18 protein-coding genes, 1 other RNA gene and 1 pseudogene are annotated in these 20,359 nt (G+C 57.6%); 5 read left to right on the top strand and 15 right to left on the bottom strand.

Annotated elements, in window-relative coordinates; genetic code table 11:
- The first annotated feature begins 26 nt into the window (after positions 1-26).
- Positions 27-449 carry an organic hydroperoxide resistance protein gene (locus PMI32_RS13735; protein WP_008029833.1) on the top strand — a complete coding sequence of 141 codons (423 nt, stop codon included), beginning with the start codon at positions 27-29 and terminating at the stop codon, positions 447-449.
- A 104-nt stretch (positions 450-553) separates the two neighbouring features.
- Here the strand turns inward: PMI32_RS13735 and PMI32_RS13740 are convergent, their stop codons facing one another.
- The 5 genes from PMI32_RS13740 to PMI32_RS13760 all read right to left on the bottom strand — a co-directional run bounded on the left by PMI32_RS13740 (position 554) and on the right by PMI32_RS13760 (position 5,306).
- Positions 554-1,099 (bottom strand): DUF4410 domain-containing protein, encoded by a 546-nt coding sequence (locus tag PMI32_RS13740; RefSeq protein ID WP_008029832.1) that lies wholly within the window; start codon positions 1,097-1,099, stop codon positions 554-556.
- Between the two features lie 757 nt (positions 1,100-1,856).
- Complete coding sequence (locus tag PMI32_RS13745; RefSeq protein WP_008029831.1) at positions 1,857-2,759, bottom strand: pirin family protein; 903 nt, start codon at positions 2,757-2,759, stop codon at positions 1,857-1,859.
- Positions 2,760-2,778: 19 nt separating this feature from the next.
- A complete protein-coding gene (locus PMI32_RS13750) occupies positions 2,779-3,186 on the bottom strand; it encodes a DoxX family protein (RefSeq protein WP_008029830.1) in 408 nt (135 codons plus the stop codon).
- Positions 3,187-3,466: 280 nt separating this feature from the next.
- Positions 3,467-4,336 (bottom strand): NmrA/HSCARG family protein, encoded by an 870-nt coding sequence (locus PMI32_RS13755; RefSeq protein WP_008029829.1) that lies wholly within the window; start codon positions 4,334-4,336, stop codon positions 3,467-3,469.
- 34 nt (positions 4,337-4,370) lie between these two features.
- Complete coding sequence (locus PMI32_RS13760) at positions 4,371-5,306, bottom strand: NADP-dependent oxidoreductase (RefSeq protein ID WP_008029828.1); 936 nt, start codon at positions 5,304-5,306, stop codon at positions 4,371-4,373.
- A gap of 102 nt (positions 5,307-5,408) precedes the next feature.
- Here PMI32_RS13760 and PMI32_RS13765 point away from each other — a divergent pair, with 102 nt between their 5' ends.
- On the top strand, positions 5,409-6,284 hold the full coding sequence (locus tag PMI32_RS13765) for a LysR family transcriptional regulator (protein ID WP_008029827.1): 876 nt from the start codon (positions 5,409-5,411) through the stop codon (positions 6,282-6,284).
- Between the two features lie 139 nt (positions 6,285-6,423).
- On the opposite strand, the gene PMI32_RS13770 is transcribed toward PMI32_RS13765, so the two are convergent.
- Together PMI32_RS13770 and PMI32_RS13775 are read right to left on the bottom strand one after the other, a co-directional pair.
- Positions 6,424-7,209 carry a PhzF family phenazine biosynthesis protein gene (locus PMI32_RS13770; RefSeq protein ID WP_008029825.1) on the bottom strand — a complete coding sequence of 262 codons (786 nt, stop codon included), beginning with the start codon at positions 7,207-7,209 and terminating at the stop codon, positions 6,424-6,426.
- 5 nt (positions 7,210-7,214) lie between these two features.
- On the bottom strand, positions 7,215-7,916 hold the full coding sequence (locus tag PMI32_RS13775) for a helix-turn-helix transcriptional regulator (RefSeq protein ID WP_008029824.1): 702 nt from the start codon (positions 7,914-7,916) through the stop codon (positions 7,215-7,217).
- A gap of 1,297 nt (positions 7,917-9,213) precedes the next feature.
- Here PMI32_RS13775 and PMI32_RS13780 point away from each other — a divergent pair.
- From PMI32_RS13780 to PMI32_RS30665, 3 genes and pseudogenes are all read left to right on the top strand, one after another.
- Positions 9,214-10,002 (top strand): annotated as a pseudogene (locus tag PMI32_RS13780) (DUF3987 domain-containing protein); the annotation flags it as partial.
- A 129-nt stretch (positions 10,003-10,131) separates the two neighbouring features.
- Positions 10,132-11,112, top strand: coding sequence for an integrase domain-containing protein (locus PMI32_RS13785; protein ID WP_008029820.1), 981 nt, complete (start codon positions 10,132-10,134; stop codon positions 11,110-11,112).
- Positions 11,109-11,378, top strand: a complete 270-nt coding sequence (locus tag PMI32_RS30665; RefSeq protein WP_008029818.1) for a hypothetical protein — start codon at positions 11,109-11,111, stop codon at positions 11,376-11,378. Before PMI32_RS13785 ends, PMI32_RS30665 begins: the two co-directional genes overlap by 4 nt.
- A gap of 161 nt (positions 11,379-11,539) precedes the next feature.
- Here the strand turns inward: PMI32_RS30665 and PMI32_RS13795 are convergent, their stop codons facing one another.
- The 8 genes from PMI32_RS13795 to PMI32_RS13825 all read right to left on the bottom strand — a co-directional run bounded on the left by PMI32_RS13795 (position 11,540) and on the right by PMI32_RS13825 (position 20,231).
- Complete coding sequence (locus tag PMI32_RS13795; protein WP_008029817.1) at positions 11,540-12,796, bottom strand: integrase domain-containing protein; 1,257 nt, start codon at positions 12,794-12,796, stop codon at positions 11,540-11,542.
- Between the two features lie 186 nt (positions 12,797-12,982).
- Positions 12,983-13,376, bottom strand: a transfer-messenger RNA (tmRNA) gene (gene ssrA, locus PMI32_RS29815).
- Positions 13,377-13,489: 113 nt separating this feature from the next.
- Complete coding sequence (locus PMI32_RS13800) at positions 13,490-13,744, bottom strand: PA2433 domain-containing protein (RefSeq protein WP_008029815.1); 255 nt, start codon at positions 13,742-13,744, stop codon at positions 13,490-13,492.
- A gap of 330 nt (positions 13,745-14,074) precedes the next feature.
- A complete protein-coding gene (locus PMI32_RS13805; protein ID WP_008029813.1) occupies positions 14,075-14,347 on the bottom strand; it encodes a PA2433 domain-containing protein in 273 nt (90 codons plus the stop codon).
- A gap of 130 nt (positions 14,348-14,477) precedes the next feature.
- Positions 14,478-17,288, bottom strand: coding sequence for an FAD-binding and (Fe-S)-binding domain-containing protein (locus tag PMI32_RS13810; protein WP_008029811.1), 2,811 nt, complete (start codon positions 17,286-17,288; stop codon positions 14,478-14,480).
- Complete coding sequence (locus PMI32_RS13815; protein WP_008029810.1) at positions 17,285-17,956, bottom strand: LutC/YkgG family protein; 672 nt, start codon at positions 17,954-17,956, stop codon at positions 17,285-17,287. The genes PMI32_RS13810 and PMI32_RS13815 overlap by 4 nt, the downstream gene beginning before the upstream one ends.
- On the bottom strand, positions 17,956-19,410 hold the full coding sequence (locus PMI32_RS13820; protein ID WP_008029808.1) for a LutB/LldF family L-lactate oxidation iron-sulfur protein: 1,455 nt from the start codon (positions 19,408-19,410) through the stop codon (positions 17,956-17,958). The genes PMI32_RS13815 and PMI32_RS13820 overlap by 1 nt, the downstream gene beginning before the upstream one ends.
- Positions 19,407-20,231: a (Fe-S)-binding protein gene (locus PMI32_RS13825; protein ID WP_008029806.1), complete on the bottom strand. Its 825-nt coding sequence runs from the start codon at positions 20,229-20,231 to the stop codon at positions 19,407-19,409. The genes PMI32_RS13820 and PMI32_RS13825 overlap by 4 nt, the downstream gene beginning before the upstream one ends.
- Positions 20,232-20,359 lie beyond the last annotated feature (128 nt).

The raw sequence follows: 20,359 nt of genomic DNA, 5'->3' as shown, positions 1-20,359 counted from the left end.
CCGTCACCCATTCAGGAGTTATCGTCATGAGTACTTCCCTGGAAACCGTTCTTTACACAGCCAAAACCCACACCGTCGGCGGCCGCACGGGCACCGGCAAATCCAGCGATGGCGAGCTTGACGTGAAATTCAGCTCCCCCGGTTCAGGCAAGCCGGGGACCAATCCGGAGCAGCTGTTTGCGCTCGGTTATTCAGCGTGTTTTATCGGTGCGATCCAGGTGGCCGCCGGGCAACTGAAAGTCAAATTGCCAGAAGATACGTCGGTGGATGCCGAGGTGGACTTGGGCAAAACCAAGGGCGGCGAATTTCAGTTGGCGGTCCGCCTGAACGTCAACATTCCTGGCCTGGAGGACCGCGTGAAACGAGAACTGGCAGACGCTGCGCATCAGATCTGCCCGTATTCGCGGATGACACGGGGGCATGTGACGGTGGAGTTGAAAGTCGTTTGATCGCTGGATAAAAAATCCAGGTAACAAAAAAGCCGTGAAGCTTCGATTTCTCGACGCTTTACGGCTTTGTTCAGTCTGCGCAGCAAGAACCACTACGAGCCAGATTACTTGGCCTTCGCGCTCTTGATGTCGCTGATGATTTGCTGCGCAATCGCCTGGACCTGTTTTTTGGTCATGGCCGACATCACGCCTTCCCATGCCGACGATGACGTGTCGTAGGTTCGGGTGCCGATCAGACTCCCCGATTTCAAGTCAGAAAAGTCGGCGCTGGAATTGACCCAGGCGTTGCCCACCATAATGCCAGCAGCAACGCGCGCCCCCGGCGTCAGGTAGCGGAAGTTGCTCACGTTGATGGTGATGCCGACGCCATCCTTGGTGCCCGAACTCAATGTCTGAGCCTCTGTAAGGCCGTAGCCGGCACGGGCGGCTTCTGCTTGCAGGGCCTCATTCCAGTCGCGTTGCAAAAGGGGCCAGTCTTCATTCTGCTGGACCTTGCTGTTCCCTTTGAAATTGACCACCAGGTTTTGCTTCGCCGACTCCTGAATCGCCAGCGTTTCACCACCGCCACTTTTTACCGACGCAGCACAACCGCTCAGAAGTGACACGGCCAGGAGGCATGAAAGGGAGAGCAAAAACTTTGGATTTTTCATTGAATGTCCATATCCGGAACGATTGGGTCGGCGCTAAACAGTGAGTGATAGCGATATGATGGCAGTTGGCGCAATCCTGAGGCGAAGCCATTGATTTCGTCAAGCTGCGAGGTAGCTATCAATGAACCGACGTCAATCGTTCAGGCACAAAAAAGGCACTTGCGATAATCGCCAAGTGCCTTTTTTGTCTAGCTTGTTTGGTGGGCCGGGGTAATCTGAACCTAGCCTTTATCATATTGATTTTTATAACTTATATTCATTTTTATTTTTGGTTGGAATACCAGCTGGAATACCTGGTGAGATTGCACTCCGCTTTATTGCCCGTTTGTATTCCATATGAAGCCTGTTCATATCCAAGCTGACTATCGTGCTTTGTACCCATGATGATCGGTGAACTGCGTACAGGCTAGGGGCAGAGGCAGCATTCGGCCTAGGCTGTGTGAAAATGTTTTAGAGCGAGTTTGACAGTCAGAACCGCAACGAAAAATCGCGTTTCTACGAAAATTTCAGGTCTGCTGACCAACTAAACGCTGGCAGATTTTAGGTGGCAACGCAGACTTTTAAAACGGTGCATGCGTTTTCACACAGCCTGGGCTGATAGAGGACGCCGGAAAGAACGAGCCGATCAATCAAGATCTTTCAATGCACCGTTAGATCAAAGACGTTGTAGACAAGTAATGACCAGGCAAATCCGTTAGGGGATGCCGCCAGTATTTAGCTGACATAAGCCCGGTAACCGCCGATGGATTGCAAGCGGTCAGCGGAATACCGGAATCGTTCCTGACGCTGTACGACGGTCCCCTGCAGCCCTCAACTTCTGATCCAACTCGGCTATGCGACGCTCGCCCGCCTCAAGCGCCTGCGCACTGGTATGCACCGAGTAATATCCAAGGTGTAGCGGATAGGGATGGGGTACAGCCGAACCCAAGACGAATACTGCGTCCTCTTGACCTGATGCCTGCAAGGTAATAGGTGCCTCGCTGTAGTCGAAACTAACCATCTCACCAGCCTGGACAACGCCTCCGGCATTCAGCGTCCCCTTGGCGAGCGCGAGCCATCCGACACTGTGCCCAGCAGGCGGCTGATACACCCAACGCTCTCCTGGTTTTAAAGTGACCAGCAAATAATTGACGTCCTCAGGCGCAGGGACGGGACTTTGCACGCCTTGGTAGTTGCCGAGGATGACATGAGCAGGCTGGCCCTCATTGGTACCCACTGACTCGATGTAGCGGCTTTCAGGCTCACCGTTTTCGAACTCAGCTGGTAAGGCGATCCACAGTTGAAACCCCTGAATGCGAGGGACTTCCTCGGCTGTCAGTTCTTTGCCATGCCAGATACCTCCACCGGCCCGCATCCATTCGACACCACCATAACCGATCGTCCCTTCCCCATTATCCGGATCGTTATAGCGCACACGGCCTTCTGTAAAGACCGTCACTGTGGCTATGCCCGAATGGGGATGCAAAGGCATGCTGGACATCACATGGATGGCATCTCCACTGACGTCAAAGATGTCGAGGAACACGAAGGGCTTGAGAGTCTGACCCAGATCAGAAGGACTCATCAGGCGGGTAATAGGTCCATGACCTGCCGTTCCTCGCGTGTGCTGCGCAATATGCCGGGACAAACTCGTATCAAGGTGGGTTGAGGACGTAGTCATGGTTTCGATTCCCGTAAAGTCAGGCTTGCATTGGACGGATGAGGTTCAAGATGCTGGCGCGGTGGAGCCAGGCAATACTCGCCGTGATCAGTAGCAGCACGATTGCCGGTACGGGACTACCGCCAATAAAGAACAGGTGGGTGAAAGTAGCAAAACACATGGTGACCGCCAGCAGCAGACCGGCCAGTCCTGCGGTGACGGGTATCAGTAGGGCGATAGCAGCGGCTACTTCGACCAGTCCCGTCACGGTACGGAACCACTGACCCAAGCCAATATGTTCGAAGACCTCGACCATCATTGGCACGCCAGCAAGCTTGGCACTGCCAGCTGCCAGGAATGCTGCCGCGGCAACAAGACGTAATCCGAGGGATGTGTACTTTAAAACTCTGCTCGGGGTGTTCGACGCTGTGGAAGCTTGGTTGCTCATAGTAGTGTTCTCTTTAGAGGGCTCAGAGCCAAACTTTCAGGTCTCTGACAGTCAGGCTTACCGCAATGGACATATACAGCGGACCGGAAACAACATCACCGACTCCAGTATTTCCTGGCATGCGCCTGGCTTAGGGAGCGCAGGTCGACCCTATGTCCCTGCCGGCAATGTCTGGCGCCGTTCGTCCATTGAGGGAGTAGTGGTACGGCGAACGAGGACAGATTTTTATGGGTGCGGCGCACCAGCCAAAAAATAAACATGTCCTCACTGCCCTGGCTGTTTAAACCTCTGCAATGGCCTCGCGAACGAAGTCTTCATAGGTGCGCAGTGGGTGCCCGATGATGGTCTGAAGCTGTTCTACGGTTCCTTCAGTTGCTTGCATGCCGAACTTCTGGATACCCGCCATCATCAGGCGCATGTCATAAGCCAACCAGGTGGGGCCGTACGAAGCCAGCTGTCCTTCGAAGGCCGCTACATCGTCACCGCCGTAGGCAATGTCGCGACCCAGGGCGGAGCTCCAGATCTTCGCCACGGAAGCACCGGTAAGTGCCTGCGGCCCGACTAACTCCAGCGTTACACGATCCAGGGCAGAAGATGCTTTGTCGCGTCGCAGCAACTCTGCAACGGCGACATCGGCGATGTCGCGCGCATCTATCATCGAGACGCCCGCCGAGCCGATTGGCATCGGGTATACCGAGTAGTTCTGAATCGTCTGCTGGACCATAAGGTCGTTTTGCATGAAGTAAGCCGGACGCAGAATGGTTGCGGGGATGTCGAGGCTTTCGATCATGCGTTCAACCGTATGCTTGCCGGTGAAGTGCGGAACATTGGTGAACTTGTCGGCATGAATCACCGACAGGTAGACGATGCGCTCGATGCCAGCCTCCTGAGCGAGGTTCAGCGTGATGAGGGCTTGCGTCACCTCATCGGGCGTAACGGCGTTGAGCAGAAACAGCGTCCGCACCGACGACAGCGCGACGCGCATCGAAGGTACATCGGTGAGATCTGCGACAACTTCAGTGACGCCGGCCGGGAAGTCCCGCTTACTCGATTGGCGCACAAGGGCTTTGACCTCGGCGCCTGCGTTGGCAAGGCCCTGAGTGATGAGTGAACCAATGGTACCCGTGGCACCAATAACGAGAATGCTCATTTTTGAATCTCCTGCATTGAATATATAGGGTGGGTCAGCGAGAGAAGTCCGCAACTACCTTGCCAGTCCGTGAAACGCTGCGATTGCGTTCGATGGCCTCAGGGATGTCGGCGAAGCCAACGACCTTGCCAATCCTGGACTGCAGCGTGCCGCTGGCGATTTCTTGAGCCAGCGTCTCCAGCAATTCGGGGTCGGGCTTGTTCATGAACCAGAGGCCTCGGCGATTCGCAGGCGTGCGCGCCAAGATATCGGGTGATGACGTGCCGACAATGACGCCGTTTTCCGCCAACACCTGCCACGAGCGATCCAGTACCTCACCCCCGACGTAGTCGAGCACCAGGTCAATGTCCTGGACGACGTCCTCGAAACGTTGGGATTGATAGTCGATGACATGATCCGCGCCGAGGCTGCGCACATAATCCAAGTCAGCCGTGCCCGCAGTTGCGAAGACCTCGGCGGCTGCCCGCTTGGCGTACTGCACGGCATAGGCGCCCAGTCCTCCTGCAGCGCCGTGAACAAGGATTCGCTGGCCTGGATGAATCGGGCCCGCATGATGGAGGCTCTTCCAGGCCGCCACGGCTGCGACGGGTACAGCGGCAGCATGGATGTCATCAAGATCTTCAGGTGTAAGGGAGAGGCTCGCTTCACTGACGGTCACGAATTCGGCGTACGCGCCCAGCCCTCCCACCGCGCCCATGACGCGATCGCCAACACGAAAGCGAGAGGCACCGGGGCCGACAGCCTCGACAACTCCCGCCATTTCGGCGCCGAGTACTATTGGTAGTGGAAGCGGGAAAGCATTTCGCACATGGCCTTCACGGACCTTCCAATCGATGCCGTTCACGCCGGCGGCTCGAACTCGAACCAGAACCTGGCCTTGCCCTGGTTCTGGCTTTTCGATCTCGGCCACTTCCGCGGCGTCAGCGCCGCCGTATGCCCGGATCAGTACAGCGCGTTGCATTGTGCTCATTGCAGTTCCTCGTATCGAGTTCCGATGACGAGAAGATATGCTGTTGCGCAGATAAAGCGGAGACACCAAAATACAGACACTTCGTTTCAAAAGTGGAACACCATGAATCTGAACGCTCTGATCGATTTCACGCTCGTCGCAACGAATGAGGGGCTCGGAAAGGCGAGCCGAGCGAGCGGCATATCCAAAGCAACCTTATCGCGCCGGATCTCCGACCTTGAGGAACAACTGGGCGTGAGACTGATCGAGCGCAGCGCTCGCGGCCTGAAGCTCACCGAAGCTGGCGAAATGCTGATGGCTCGAACAGAAGGTCCATTAGGCGAGGTGGCCGAAGCCATGACGGCGGCCCGTGAGGGCGTATCGACGCCTCGCGGACGCTTGCGTGTCGCCTCCCCTGTCCTGTTCTCCCAGCTTGCGATGGGCCGCATTGGCGTCGAATTCTGTACCGCCTACCCGGAGGTCGAAATCGAAGTCGTGGCGGAGGATCGCCTGGTCGACCTCGTCGAGGAACACTATGACGTCGCCATTCGGATCAACCCGAGCCCAGACAGCAGTTTGGTCGGCCGCTGCTTCGCCAAGGACAGGCTGGTCGTTGTGGCTGCGCCTGAAGTACCCAAGCCCATACCCGGCGCAATTAGACCAGTGCCCAGCATCGTAACGTCGAGTTTTCAGCCCACCCACTGGAGTCTCGATGGAGGGCAGTTGGTCCTGGAGCCGATCCCAAAACTGCGGTTCTCTTCGTTACTGATGGTTCGCGATGCTGCTATCGCCGGCGGTGGTGCTGCCCTGATCCCACAGTCCATAGCATGGAACCAGCTGGCCCGTGGCGAGTTGGTCCAGTGGGGCACGGTATCGAGTGTAGAACCCGAGCTCTGGGTCTTGCACACATCCAGGCGCCTTGCTGCTCCGAAGGTTCGCGCATTCGTCGATTTCATGTGCGCGAAATATCCGGACATGTCTTTAGTACTAAAGGGATAGAAGACCGTTCACTAGTCTCAGGTATTGATTCGAGCGTCCGGTTAGGGGCGGTTCGGTCCATGGTGACAAGCCTGGGCAAGAGCGGACATTCAAAAGCGAACTCAATTCTTCAGAGCAAGTTCTCCTGAATGAACTGGCCTCAGATAAAGATAGTGCCGCTTAAGTACAGCGAGCCGTGGCCGCTGATAATGACTCGGTCGTTGTCCAGGACTTCGCAGTGCAACTGGCCCTTGCGCGCCCCACCTTGCTCGGCACTCAGGCTGCGCTTGCCTAAGCGCTTGGCCCAGTATGGCGCCAGGGAGGTGTGGGCCGAGCCAGTGACCGGGTCTTCATTCACCCCCACCCGAGGCCCGAACCAGCGAGAGACAAAATCGAAGTGACGACTTGGCGCAGTAACCGCGACACCGCGCACGTCGAACGCGGCCAGTGCAACGAAGTCGGGATTGAGACCGGCAATGATGGCTTCATCCTCGACCACTACCACGTAATCATCTGTGCGATAAAGCGCATCGATCCGTTCCAGGCCCAAGGCTTGCAAAAGGCCTGACGGGACAGCTACGGCTTCAGGCTGCTTGGCCGGGAAGTCCATGGCCAGGCGCCCGCTTTCGCGGCGTACCCGCAATTCACCGCTGCGAGTGGAAAAGCGCAGCATGTCGCGGCTTTCACCAAGCTGTTCGAACAACACCCAGGCTGCTGCCAGGGTGGCGTGGCCACACAGGTCGACTTCCACCGTGGGAGTAAACCAGCGCAACTCGAACACCTCACCGTTACGCACAATATAGGCTGTCTCGGATAGGTTGTTCTCTGCGGCGATTTGTTGCAGCGTCGCATCAGGCAACCAGGCCTCCAGCGGACAAACCGCCGCCGGGTTACCGCCGAAAGCCTCAGAGGAAAAAGCGTCCACCTGGAAAATATCGAGTTGCATTCTGATCATTCCTGCCCACTAGCGTTTTCTGTAGCCCGGATCTGCTCCAGGTAGTTGTAGATGGTGTATCGGGTCACGCCGAGCGCAGCAGCGGCTTTTTCAATTCCGCCTTTGACGATGAATATCCCGCGATCCTGCATTTGCCGTACAGCTTCAAGCTTTTGAGGTTTTTTCATCCCTACGACACCGCCGGGACAAGCTACCTGAATGATTTCCGCCATCAGCTGCTCCATATCTCTCGGCTCATCGACGCGTGACTTAGGCACGCCTTCCAGCCCCAGAAGTCCTCCGAGAACGGCGTGGGCGGCGGCAACACCGCTCAAGTCGGCATTGATACACAGACTGGCGAAAGGCTGCCCGCTGCTATCTCGATACACCACGGTGGAACTGCGGAGCGGGCGGCCATCAGGCGCGAGTGTCGGATAGTTCTCCACCACTATGGGATCAGAGCTTGAGTTATCTTCCATGGCGCGCCTGACGGCGATGAACCCTAAGTCCTGGCGTGGGCCGCCCAACACTGACCCGCCCACTTTTCTTCCAGTGACATGACCATTGGCGATGGCAAGGATAGATCGCTCCGGATTGGTCAGGTCATGCAACACGATCTCCGTATGAAGACCAACCGTATTACTGAGCATTTTGAGGGTGCTGTGAAGCACATTAAGAGTCAGCTGCCGATCGGCTGGTGATACTTCAGAAACCTTCATTGGTGCCTTCAGTGATTTATCGAAGGCGGCGAAAGTATCAACTGTCTGTTGAATTATCAATTAATAGTTGAATTTTGCGCGTATCCAAATCGTCTTAGCGGTTTTCCTGATAGGCAGCTTTGGGTCGAGGCTGTGTGAAAACAGCCGGTTTTCTGCTGCGTTTGCAGCAGACGCAGATCAACCTTCGTGAAGCCGCTGCATCCCGACCAACAAGTTTCGATGCTTGAGGCTGTAATAGACGTTTGAGACTTTGCTTTTTCCGCCAAACCCTCTGATCCAGCGATCTTTGATCGCGCCGATCGGAGGGTTCCCCCCGCTTTTTTTCGAAGCACCTCGTACCACCATCTCATTCCAAAATTTAATTCGCGCCACGCCGTCGTTTTTCCGAGAGCAATTGGCTGCAACCGTTATTAAGCGCAGCACAGCTCCAGTGTCAGAGCGGAGCTTGTCGTGGGGCTATGACTAGAGAAGTGGCGACAGCGGCGACAGCGGCGACACCCCCTGTCGGACGTGCCCTGTAGCGTGGCGACAAAAGTGGCGACAGTCGCCACTTTCTGAGCGCTTTGGCCGTGACGCTTGACCGCCTTTTGGAGTGGGTATAACAATTGGCGCACGGATCGCTGTCATTGACAGCACCAGCCCAGGTAGCCAGAACCCTCAAGGCTACGCCACTTGCGTGGTGGTTCTCCCGAAGTGCGATTAGCGTCCGGCGGCTCGCACGGTCACTCCCCAAGAGTGATGGATGCTTACTCGACTTATCTGTCCACTGCGGCAGACGATGGACCTACCTCGCTGCGCTGCAGCCACCTCACGTTTCGGCACACTTCGCTGCGCCAAACCGCGCCCGTCTCTTTCTCCTGGAAAGAGACGGGCGCTCGTATAACTGCTGCAAGCCACTTCGTACAGGGCATTGCCGCAACTCTCCTCGTGACAATCGACCTGACAACTCCGATTCGTCGCCATCCGCAACGACACAGGCACCGGTGCCGCAGCCTATGGAAAGGCAGCACCTGACTGACAGTCAGGCATGCCCCAGGTGTCTAGGTCTTTGCCTTCTCTCTCCCAGGATCTCTCGGTGCCGAACTCGTCAGTCGGCACAGCCTCCACCCGCCCGCTTCTTCGGATGCGCCAAGGAGGTCAGGTTCATGGGTTCATGCCCTCGCTCCCGGTCGTAAGGAGCCGTTCGTTCCGCGTCAGTGAACACCTCACAGGTCGCAGGGGCCTTGATCCCTGATAACACTCAACAGCCTTGGCGGGACTACGTGAGGACAACCAGTAATGAACGAGGAGAGGGCCCATGCAGCAGTTAGATCCGACGCTTGAACTACCACGACCGCCTCGACCGCTGATTGAGTCGAATCCCGTGGCCCAGCCTTATCCGATGCAGGCACTGGGTGGGATTCTTGGGCCGGCAGTCGAGCGCATGGCCGAGGTCATCGGCGTGCCCCAGGCACTGGCCGCGCAATCGGTATTGGCTGCCTCGGCGCTGGCCACTCAAGGTCATGCGGGCTTACAACTCGACGGGAGAAATTATCCCCTGTCGCTGTACCTGATCACGGTGGCCGCGTCCGGTGATCGCAAGACGGCGGCAGACCGATTTGCCTTGTTGCCCGCCCGACAATGGGAGCGTGAGCAGTGGCAGCGCTACCGCGAACAACTCGCCCGGTACCGTGCCGCGCAGCGGCAGGCGCAGCGTATCAACCTTGCCGAACTCGACCCCACAATAAACGTACCGCTTGAAGCGGAGCCCTCTGCCCCCCGACTTATCACCACAGACCCAACCATCGAGGCCCTGATCAAAGGGCTCTGTCATGATTTGCCCAGCATGGGCCTGTTCTGTGATGAGGGCGGACAATTTCTTGGCAGCAGCACCATGAATCGGGATAACCGTTTGAAAGCTGTGACGACCTTATCGTCGCTCTGGGACGGTAGCCCGATTGATCGTGCTCGCTCCATGGTCGGCGAAAGCCTGCGAGCCTATGACCGGCGCTTGAGCCTGCATCTGATGCTGCAACCGTATTTGGCTATGCAATTACTCAGTGATCCGTTGCTGCAGGGACAAGGCATTCTCGGTCGTTGCTTGATGAGGCGCATCTCTACGTCGCCGACAACACGCTGTGTTTTCGCCCGACTGATTGGGCCCAGTTCGCCATCGTAAGTGCGAACTGGCGAGCGCTTTTGCATGATCTAGTTACAGTCGATCAGGAACAGAGAAATGGCTCGGGTCGGTAAGCGATCTGGGCGTAATTTCGGCTTCGGTCGCCAGCTCAGCTATGCCGGACCGCAAGCCCTGAAAGATCTGTTTGGCGATGGCCATTTTGGTACCGTCAAAGCCCATAGCGATCGCTGGCAGGCATTCGTGCAATGGTGTCGATCCGAGGAGGGGCCGGGACTCAACGACGCGCGACAGATCGACCGTGAGATCCTCATGCGGTACGCCTTCCATATGCGCGAGCAAGTTGAGCTGGGCAACGTCGGCATCGCCACCGCGCAGAACCGCCTGTCCAGTGTTAACCGAACGCTGGCCGCGCTGCGCGGTGATCAGTACGTCAAAATCCCCAGTCCGAGCAAGTCGCTGGGCTTGCAGCGCTCAAGCGTTCGTAGTGAGGCACCGCAAGGCCAAGACCGTGTGCAGGTCAGGCTGATTGCGCAAGCGCTGTCAGATCGTCAGCAGGAGAGGGTGAGTGCCATTGTGCTCCTTGCTCGGGAGACCGGTATGCGCCTGCGTGAAGCGATCTTGGCCGACCTGCCGCGCCTGCAACGAGAGGCTCAGCGACTGGGAAAGATCAATATCCAAGATGGCACCAAAGGTGGTCGATCAGGGGCATCGGCGCCGCGCTGGATTACGGTCACGGTTCAAGTCCGAGAGGCCCTGGATAGAGCCAGCGATGCGTCGCCCAGTGGGAGTCGGAATTTGTTGGCGCCCGACGAAAGTTACAAAGACTTCGTACAGACAGTTGTGCGGTCGGCACGGGATATCCTGCATGAGCATGGGTTGAAAGGTTTTCATGACCTACGGGCGGCTTACGCCTGTGAGCGCTATGAGCAAATGACCGGCTTCCCTGCCCCCGTCAATGGCGGTCGTGTTCATCGAGAAGATCGGGAGCTTGATCAGCGTGCACGACAGCAGATCAGCCATGAGTTGGGACATAACCGCATCGATGTGGTGAGTGCCTACATCGGAGGTCGGCGATGAAGTTTGAATTCGACATGGCGTTGTTTCTGAGCCCTGTGCTCAAAGGTGCGCATGCCACGCGGCAAAGGCACATCAGACAGGCAGAAAGGATGCACGAGGTAATTCGTGAGCGCTGGAGTTGTGCAACTCCTTGGTCCTGGAGGGACAAACACGTGAGATGGTTTCTGGAGCACTACCTGCGATGCTCAGCTCCAGCTACCGTCTACTACTACGAATTGACAGCAGGGTTGATCCGCCGCAGAAAGGCGCAACTCGTGGTTGCCTGATAGACCTTTTAAGCGTGAGCCCCTGAGTATGGGAATGCGGAGCCTTCCCATACTCAGGGGCTTGGCCGAAGAAGCGCAGGCATGCGAGAGATCTAGCGATAGTCGTCATTTTTGTCGCCATGCTCCACGACACGGATGGCATGAGTTGGCGGCGGTGATGCTCAGCGTATCGGCACGACGTTGCGGTCCCTGGTTTGATTGATGGCAGATGCCGACAGGCTGCCAGTGGCCGCCTTCTGGATATGTTCACTCCACCAGGCCATCATCGGACGCCGGCGCTCGATGTAATCCGTCCGGTTGTAGGCGCTACGAACTTCGTCCTTGTCGACATGCGCCAGCGCGACCTCGATCAGCTCCGGATCCCAGCCATGCTCATTCAGGATGGTGCTCGCCATCGAGCGCAAGCCGTGGCTGACTAGACGGTCCTGAAAGCCCATGCGCTTCAACGCCATGTTGGCGGTCTGGCTATTGGCATGGGTGCGGGGGTTTCTATCTGAGGGGAACACGTACTCTCTGTTACCGCTGAGTTGCTTGAGCGTCTCCAGTAACGAAAGTGCCTGATCGGTAAGAGGGATTGTGTGCGGCCGACGCTTTTTCATGCGCTCTGGCGGAATGGTCCAAATGCGCTTGTCGAAGTCGATATCTGCCCATCGTGTGGTGGCTGCTTCGGCAGGGCGGGTCATCGTGTGCAACTGCCATTCGATCAGGCAGCGGGTCGTGCGCTTGACGCTGGCGTTCGCGATTTCCATCATGAGCTCGGGAAGCTCCTCAGGTGGTAGCGCAGCCATGTTCTCTTTCTTGGGTTTCTTGAACACCGCCCGAATGCCATTGAGAGGGTTCGCAAATATCCGCCCGGAGTTGACCCCGTAGGTCATGATCTCGTTGAGTCGTTGGCTCAATCGTTTCACGGTTTCGAGGCTCCCTTTGGCCTCGATTGGGCGAAGGATCTTGATAACCATCGGAGCAGTGATTTGAGAGAGCGGCGTTGTTTTCATGCTTGGGAAAACATGAAGCGTCAGCGATCTCCAAATGTCTTCGGCGTAGGCTTTGGTTACGGAGTCTTTCTTCAGCTCGAACCAGGCAGTGGCCACCTTCTCGAAAGTGTGTTCAGTCTCAGCAAGTTTGGCTTGCCTTACCTCATCACGCTGGGTTTTGGGATCAGTGCCCAAAGCGAGCAACTCACGCGCCTCTGCGGCTTTCTTCCGGGCGTTGGCTAGCGAAAGGTCGGGGTATGGACCAAGCGCCATGTTGATACGGCTTCTGGTCACCGGCTCGCGGTAATTGAAATTCCACATCATCGAGCCGCTGGCGCGTACTCGAAGCTGCAAGCCATCGCCGTCGCTGAGGACGAAGTCTTTACCAGTTGCCTTGACTGCCTTGAGCTGGCGATCGGAGAGGCGGGTTGCGTTAGTAGGCATGGGGGCTACCTCCAGCACCGTTTTGGTATCCTGAAAATAGCATTTGGCAGTCCGGGATACCACCTGGGATACCAAAGCGGCTGGAAATCAGAAAACCTCCAAAGCTCCCATAAGCGCTGAGGGCCCTGTATTTGCTGGATTTCAGGCACAAAAAAAGACGTCCGTGGACGTCTTTAGATGATGAAGTGGTGGAGCCGGGGGGATTTGAACCCCCGTCCGCCAGTACTCCGCTGTCGGTACTACATGCGTAGCCGTGTCTATTAAGTTAACCCTCAGCGACCCGACGGGCAGGGTGCTTTGGGCGAGTTGTGTAAGTTTTAGCCGCTTCGTCCACAACGTACTGCACGGCGATTCTGTTCTATATGACAATCACTTTGGGTTTACAGACATCCCCTGATGATTGCTGGACCCGAAGGTACCAGAAGGGAAGGGCTAAGGCTGCTTACGCAGCGAGAGCGTATTCCCCGTAGGTTTCGTCATTGGCAACTATAAGAAGTTGCAACAGTGGATTTACGAGTTCTGTTACCAACTCGGCATGCACCTAAAGTTTCGCGACCGGCGTCGAATCCTAAACGGCCCCGTGCCTGTTGCTCTGTGAATCAAAGTGAGCAGCAAGCCTGCGCAGTGTACGCCAACGTGGCTCAGAAGGCCACCCGATGCTTGGCGCGAGTGATCATGGGTTGGGATCTTTGCTCAGTTTGCCAGCGACAATCCCTGGGTGGCCTCGGTGACGCATTTTTTGTCGTCCCCGGCAGCTTTTGAAGCTTCGGCGCTGGCCAGCAGTCTTTTGATCTCCATTGTGGTGTTGTCGGCGCTCGCCGGCAGTGCATTCACTTTGGCTTTGAGCTGTTGCAGCTTGCTCGTACACAGGTCGTTGTCCGCTGCAAATACGGGAGAAGCCAACAGTGCAGCAGACATGAGCAAACCAGCGATCGCGGTACGTTTCATGGGTATTTCCTTGTACGGGTAGTCTCGGTGCAGCCATAGGGGCGGGAGCTCGGCCGAGGTCGAAAAACAAGCCACGATTGATCGGTCCTACTTAAAAGACTACGACGTTGTGCAGGAATTCGTTTTTCCCCAAGCGCTATGGAAAAAAGGTTCATGCAGGACCAAACCCCAGAAGCAACAAAACCCGCATTTGGCGGGTTTTGGTTTGTTTCGCATTGGGTGAAGCCATCCTGAGCGCTCCCTGGCCTGTTGCTCTGTGGATCTTGATGAGCAACAAGCCTGCGAGTTGAACGCCAGGAAAGCCCACCCGAAGGTTGGCAGTGTGCCGGGTTACTTCCCGCCTTTGTTCGCGTCCTTGATTTGCTTGATCGTTTGTTCTGTCTCGGCGATGCAATCGTCAGTCCCTTCCTTGGTGCCTTTTGCCTGATCGGCTTTGGCTTGCTTGACGCTGTCCATTACCTGATCAGCCATCTCCGGAGGCGTCTGTGCCCTGGCATTTTCGATGGTTTTAATGTTGACCGCACAGAGGTCTTCAGCGGCAAACGAGGGGGACGCCATCAGCGAGACAGTAACGAACAGACCTAACAGTACAGAACGTTTCATGAGTATCTCCTTGAACTGAGGGCTCAGGTGATTATCGGCCATAAGAACGGGCTGCCGAGGCTGGGTAAGGCCCGGCAATGTCCGGGCTTAACCAGTGGACTACGACGATTTGTCAGGGTTCTATTTTTCTTCAGATGCCCCTCGGCTGTGTGACCCGATCCACCAGATAGACCAGCCCGTGGTAGTCGATTCCGCCATGTTGCGTCAGACCGATCTCACAGGTGCGGCTGGTCGATATCCCCTCGCTGCACTGTTGCACCGCGTCCTTGAGCGTACGCAGCGAATGGGCGTTCAGCTCCGGCGTGGTGAAGCCCTTGTCGCCGGCAAATCCACAGCAGTGAATACCTTCGGGGATGACCACGTTTTTGCTGCACTTGCGCGCCAGATCAATCAGCGCCTGGCTTTCCCCGAGGTGCTGAGTGCTGCACGTGACATGCACGGCGATGGGCGCTTCCTGCGGTGTGAAGTCGAGTCGATCCATCAAATGCGTACGGATGAAACGCACTGGGTCGTACAGGTCCAGTCGAACATCTCCCAGGTCCTGAACCAGTCGCAAGGTGCAGGGGCTGGTGTCGCAGTAGATCGGATCGAGCCCGCCACGGCTGGCGTGCAGTAACGCGCCAATCAGTTCCTGGCGCTTGTGTTCGGCCTGTTCGGTGTAGCCCTTGGAGGCAAACGGCTGGCCGCAGCAGAGGCTATCCTGGTTGTCCGGAAAGACTACCTGGTATCCGGCTTTTTCCAGCAGGCCACGGGTTTTGTCGTACAGCGACATTTGCTCTTTATCACCGGCCGCCGGGCCCATGACCCGCGAGACGCAAGCCGCCAGGTACACCACGCGAGGGCGCTCGTCCGACACGATCGGGCTGAAGCGAATGGCTTTTTCTGGCTGCGGCATGGCGTTAGTCCATTGTGGGACCTGGCCTTTGGACAACTTCGTCAGCGTTGCCGAAAGCTTCGCCAGACGTGGCGCCCCCAGCAGCATCCGCGCGCCATTGGCCACATGCAGGGTGAAACGGGCGCCTTGCAGCGCGGTGGCGAAATTGCCTTCCAGCCAATTGGCAGTTTTCGTATGCGTCGCCTTACGACCGCGAAGCTTTTTCACCAGCTCGCCAGTGTTGATTCCTACAGGGCAACGCTGTGCGCACAACCCGGTGGCGGCGCAGGTGTCGATGCCCTGGTATTCGTAAGCGGCTTCGAGTTCCGTGGTGTCAACGCCGGCGCGTTTTTTTGCCTGAATGTCTCGCCAGATCACGATGCGCTGGCGTGGGCTCAGGGTCAGGCCTTTCGACGGGCAGACCGGCTCACAAAAACCGCACTCGATGCACTTATCCACAATCTCGTCGGCAGCCGGCAACGGCTTCAGGTGTTTGAGGTGAATCTGCGGATCGTCGCTGAGCACCACATCCGGATTGAGAATGCCGTTGGGGTCGAGCAGGCGCTTGAGCTGCCACATCAACTGGTAGGCATCGCTGCCCCATTCCAGCTCCACGAACGGCGCCATGTTGCGACCGGTGCCGTGCTCGGCCTTCAGCGAACCGCCGAATTCCACCGCGACCAACTGCGCCACGTCGTCCATGAACGCCTGATAGCGTGCGACTTCTTCCGGGTTGTTGAAGCCTTGGGTGAAGACGAAGTGCAGATTACCTTCCAGCGCGTGTCCGAAAAGGATCGCTTCGTCGTAGTGATGCTTGTCGAACAACTCGATCAGACGATTCACGCCGATGGCCAGTTGTTCTACCGGGAAGGTCACGTCTTCGATGATCACCGTGGTGCCGGTTTTACGCACCGCGCCGACGGCGGGGAAGGTGTCCTTGCGAATGGCCCAGAGGCGGGCGTTCTCGATTGGGTCTTCGGTGAAATCGACCTGTTTTTCCACTGGAAACGAAGTCAGCGACGCCATGATTTGCGCCAGTTGCTCGTGCAGCAAAGTCGACGACGCGGCGCGGGATTCGATCAGCAGCGCGCAGGCATTGTTCGACAGGTGCTGTACGAAATCCGGCATGCCGGGTTTGTTCTGCACTGAGCGCAGACTGCGACGGTCGAGCAGTTCCACGGCTGACACCGGTTGGCTTTTCAGCACGGTGACGGCGTTGCAGCAGGTCTCCACATCCGGGAACACGATCAGTGCCGAGGCCTTGTTCGGGTGGTCGATCACCGTGTCGTAGGTCACGGCACTGATGAACCCCAGCGTGCCTTCGGAACCCACCAGCAAGTGGCTCAAGATATCCACAGGCTCGTCGTAATCCACCAGGGCGTTAAGTGACAGGCCTGTGGTATTTTTCAGACGGTATTTGTGGCGTATTTTTGCAGCCAATTCGGAATTGGCGCGTGTCTCGCGGCCCAGTGTCGCTAAACGTTCAAGCAACGCTGCGTGGCTCTCACGAAACGCCGCGACGCTCGCCGCATCTTCGGTGTCGAGACGGCTGCCGTCGGCGAGCACCAGGCGAATACCGGCCAGTGTGTGATAGGTATTTTGCGCCGTGCCGCAGCACATGCCGCTGGCATTATTGGCAACGATACCGCCGATTTTGCAGGCGTTGATCGAGGCCGGGTCGGGACCGATCTTGCGTCCGAACGGCGCCAGCCAAGCGTTGGCCTGCGCACCGATGACGCCCGGCTGCAGACGGATTTGCGTGCCGTGGCCGCGGATCTCGCGTCCATTCCAGTTATCCCCAAGCACGATCAGCACCGAATCGCTGATGGCCTGGCCGGACAGGCTGGTGCCGGCGGCGCGGAAGGTCACCGGAACCTGATCCCGTTGCGCCAGTTTCAGCAACGCCACCACTTCATCTTCAGACTCGACGCGGATCACCAGTTGCGGAATCAACCGGTAGAAACTGGCATCGGTGCCGAACGCCAATGTCGACAGCGGGTCGTCGAACCGTCGTTCTTGGGGGATCAGTTGCTGCGCATCTCGCAGGAAAGTCACCGGTAGAGTCATTGGTCCTCCAGGATCAAAACCACCAAGTCTTTCGGGCCGTGGGCACCGTAAGCCAGGACTTGTTCGATGTCGGCCGTTTTCGACGGGCCGGACACCAGCAGCGCGTTGGTCGGCATGCCGTGAGCCCAGTTGAACTCCTGCTGCACCTGATAGAAGTTGTCACGGATTTCACTGGCCTTGAGCAGGGCGAAATGTACGGGGGGCACCAGGCTCATCAAGCGCGGTTCTTCCCGCGTCGGCCAGAGAATCAGACTACCTGTCGCGGCGATTGCGCCGAGGGTGGTGGTCAGGCTGGCCGGTGTGTCGTTGAACAGCTCGGCTTTCCATTCTTCCACCGGACGCTCGTAGGCCTTGAGCGTCGGCAAGCCGGGATTTTTCGCCCAGTGCTGAGTGACACGTTGACCGTGTGGCGTCGTCGGCGCGATCAACAGGCTCGGCAACTGACGATCCTGCAGCAACTGAGCAAGCAACGAAGGCCAGGCTTCGCCGGACGTCAGATGGATTTCCGTGTGCACCGCTTCCATCAGTTTGCGCAGCTGCGGAATGCGTTGTTCTGGGGTGTAGGTGTACGGCGCTGTCACCAGTTCGACGTCGAACTCGTCAGGCACGGGCGTGGTGCCGGTCAGACTTTTCCGTAACTTGGCGAGGATGTTTTGCTTGGCGCTCATCAGCGGTCTCCCTGTTTGGCCAGATGCTCGCGGGCCATGTCGTGCAGTGAGCGGGCAGCCGGTTTCGGGGCGCTGTGGTTTTGCGTCCAGGGGCCGACGTTGCTCGGTGCGAGGGCACGCAGACGCGTGGCGACAAAGCCGAACAGTCGATACAGCGTCGGCGAGCTGTTGAGTTTCGCCCAGGCATTCCAGATAAAACGCTCCTTGCGCGAATACTTGCTGCCCTGGCCGCGCATCACTTGATGCGGGCTGTCCGGGGCTTTGACGTTCTCTTCCCGCAGGCGACGCAGTAGAGAAGGGATAGGGATTTTTACCGGACAGACTTCGCCGCAAGCACCACACAGCGACGACGCACTCGGATGATCCGGGACATTCGCCAGGCCGACCATGTGCGGCGTGATGATTTTTCCGATAGGCCCAGGGTAAACCTCCCCATAGGCGTGGCCGCCGATTCGAGTGTAGACCGGGCAATGATTCATACAGGCGCCGCAGCGAATGCAGTTCAGGGTCTGGCGCAATTCACTGTCGGCAAAGGCCTGGCTGCGACCGTTGTCCAGCAGCACAAGGTGCACTTCCTGCGGGCCATCGAGTTCATCGGCCTTGCGTGGGCCGGAGATCATGTTGACGTAGGTGGTGATCGGCTGGCCGAGGGCCGAGCGGGTCAACAGTGACACCAGCGGCACCACGTCACGCAGGTTTTCCACGACTTTTTCGATGCCGGTAACGGCGATGTGTACCGGTGGCACCGTGGTGGTCATGCGCCCGTTGCCTTCGTTTTCCACCAGCAGCAAGGTGCCGGTTTCGGCCACGGCGAAGTTGACGCCGGAGACGCCGATGTCCGCTTCGAAGAATTTCTGCCGCAAGACTTTGCGACCGATCTGAATGAGTTGGTCAACGTCCTTGGTGTATTCCACGCCAAGTTTGTCATGGAACAAGGACGCGACCTGACCGGCATTCTTGTGGATCGCCGGCATAATAATGTGTGAAGGCTTCTCGTGGTCGAGCTGGACGATGTACTCGCCCATGTCCGATTCCAGGCATTCAATGCCCCGTTCAGCGAGGAAATGGTTCATCTCCATTTCTTCGCTGACCATCGATTTGCCCTTGATCACTTGCCGCCCCTCGTGAGCGCGGATGATCGAGAGGACGATGCCATTGGCTTCGTCCACCGTTTCCGCCCAGTGCACTGTCACACCGTTGCGGGTCAGGTTCTGTTCAAGTTGTTCGAGCAGGTCGGGCAACTTCGATAACGCACGGGCGCGGACAGCATTGCCCAGCGCTCGCAAATGTTCTCTTTCATGGGCATCGCTGAAGGACGCTGCCCGTTTTGTCATCAGAGAATCCATCGCAGTGCGAAAGTTGTTTCGCAGTTGCTTGTCACCCAACGCCTTGTGCGCACGGGTGCGGAAATCTTCTTCTACGGCAACCGTAGGAATAATCGCGGAAGCGTTCATTGAACACCTCCGGTGCGCTGCCAAAGGAAACTGGCCAGGTGTTGGCCGCGCAACGCTTCCTTCTGTTTCTCCAGCGAGCCGTTGATGTTCATCAGGCAGCCGCAATCGGCACTGAGTACCTTGTGCGCACCGGATTCCTTCAACGCCCGGGTCTTGTCAGCCACCATCGCGCCGGAAATGTCTGGCATACGGACGCTGAAAGTCCCACCGAAGCCACAGCATTCACTTTCATGGCTATGGTCGACTCGCTCCACATTCCCCAACTGCGCCAACAACTCGCGGCCGTGCAAGTGGGTGTTCATCTCACGACGTGCCGAACACGATGTGTGCAATGCCACTTTGACCGGTTCGCCGCTGTCCTTGAGCTGCACCTTGCAGACAAACAACAGAAACTCGGCCAACTCATACGTCCGGGCCGCCAGGGCCTGAACCTGTTTCAACGTTTGCGGCTCGTCCTTGAACAAGTCGGCATAGTGCTCGCGCAACATGCCGGCGCACGATCCCGACGGCACCACCACCGGATAATCTCCGGCGAACAGCGCCAGTTGCGCGCGCGCCACGGTCCGGGCCTGGTCGGTGTAACCGGAGGTGTAGGCCGGTTGTCCGCAGCAGCTTTGCCCTTGCGGGTACTCGACACGAATGCCTTCGCGTTCCAGCAGGTGAATCGCATCCATCCCGGCTTCCGGGTAGAACAGATCAACCACGCAGGTCCCGAACAGGTAGACCCGTGCCGGTTTTTCGCTGGGATATTGCCGAGGCTCGGGCAGTGGCGGGGCGACGCGGGTCGCGTTCGGCACGGCGTTGTAAAAAAGCTCGCTCATCAGGCGTGTCTCCGGGTGGTCCCGGTTATCCGTCCGCTGAGGCTGCTGAATATAGAGAGAGATTCTTTCAGCAGCCTTACAGACCGGGTTGTGAATAGCTGACGCCGGAATCGTGGTCCGGCGTCGGT

The sequence above is a fragment of the Pseudomonas sp. GM60 genome (genome assembly GCF_000282415.1).
In the GTDB taxonomy this organism is placed as follows: Bacteria; Pseudomonadota; Gammaproteobacteria; order Pseudomonadales; family Pseudomonadaceae; genus Aquipseudomonas; species Aquipseudomonas migulae.
Note: the sequence above shows the minus strand (reverse complement) of the source record. Positions and strands in the feature narration are given on the sequence as shown.

What these genes read in the sequence shown, in the direction of transcription:
- PMI32_RS13735 (WP_008029833.1), top strand. Translation starts at nt 27, where the DNA reads ATGAGTACTTCCCTGGAAACCGTTCTTTACACAGCCAAAACCCACACC.
- PMI32_RS13740 (WP_008029832.1), bottom strand. Translation starts at nt 1,099, where the DNA reads ATGAAAAATCCAAAGTTTTTGCTCTCCCTTTCATGCCTCCTGGCCGTG.
- PMI32_RS13745 (WP_008029831.1), bottom strand. Translation starts at nt 2,759, where the DNA reads ATGACTACGTCCTCAACCCACCTTGATACGAGTTTGTCCCGGCATATT.
- PMI32_RS13750 (WP_008029830.1), bottom strand. Translation starts at nt 3,186, where the DNA reads ATGAGCAACCAAGCTTCCACAGCGTCGAACACCCCGAGCAGAGTTTTA.
- PMI32_RS13755 (WP_008029829.1), bottom strand. Translation starts at nt 4,336, where the DNA reads ATGAGCATTCTCGTTATTGGTGCCACGGGTACCATTGGTTCACTCATC.
- PMI32_RS13760 (WP_008029828.1), bottom strand. Translation starts at nt 5,306, where the DNA reads ATGAGCACAATGCAACGCGCTGTACTGATCCGGGCATACGGCGGCGCT.
- PMI32_RS13765 (WP_008029827.1), top strand. Translation starts at nt 5,409, where the DNA reads ATGAATCTGAACGCTCTGATCGATTTCACGCTCGTCGCAACGAATGAG.
- PMI32_RS13770 (WP_008029825.1), bottom strand. Translation starts at nt 7,209, where the DNA reads ATGCAACTCGATATTTTCCAGGTGGACGCTTTTTCCTCTGAGGCTTTC.
- PMI32_RS13775 (WP_008029824.1), bottom strand. Translation starts at nt 7,916, where the DNA reads ATGAAGGTTTCTGAAGTATCACCAGCCGATCGGCAGCTGACTCTTAAT.
- PMI32_RS13785 (WP_008029820.1), top strand. Translation starts at nt 10,132, where the DNA reads ATGGCTCGGGTCGGTAAGCGATCTGGGCGTAATTTCGGCTTCGGTCGC.
- PMI32_RS30665 (WP_008029818.1), top strand. Translation starts at nt 11,109, where the DNA reads ATGAAGTTTGAATTCGACATGGCGTTGTTTCTGAGCCCTGTGCTCAAA.
- PMI32_RS13795 (WP_008029817.1), bottom strand. Translation starts at nt 12,796, where the DNA reads ATGCCTACTAACGCAACCCGCCTCTCCGATCGCCAGCTCAAGGCAGTC.
- PMI32_RS13800 (WP_008029815.1), bottom strand. Translation starts at nt 13,744, where the DNA reads ATGAAACGTACCGCGATCGCTGGTTTGCTCATGTCTGCTGCACTGTTG.
- PMI32_RS13805 (WP_008029813.1), bottom strand. Translation starts at nt 14,347, where the DNA reads ATGAAACGTTCTGTACTGTTAGGTCTGTTCGTTACTGTCTCGCTGATG.
- PMI32_RS13810 (WP_008029811.1), bottom strand. Translation starts at nt 17,288, where the DNA reads ATGACTCTACCGGTGACTTTCCTGCGAGATGCGCAGCAACTGATCCCC.
- PMI32_RS13815 (WP_008029810.1), bottom strand. Translation starts at nt 17,956, where the DNA reads ATGAGCGCCAAGCAAAACATCCTCGCCAAGTTACGGAAAAGTCTGACC.
- PMI32_RS13820 (WP_008029808.1), bottom strand. Translation starts at nt 19,410, where the DNA reads ATGAACGCTTCCGCGATTATTCCTACGGTTGCCGTAGAAGAAGATTTC.
- PMI32_RS13825 (WP_008029806.1), bottom strand. Translation starts at nt 20,231, where the DNA reads ATGAGCGAGCTTTTTTACAACGCCGTGCCGAACGCGACCCGCGTCGCC.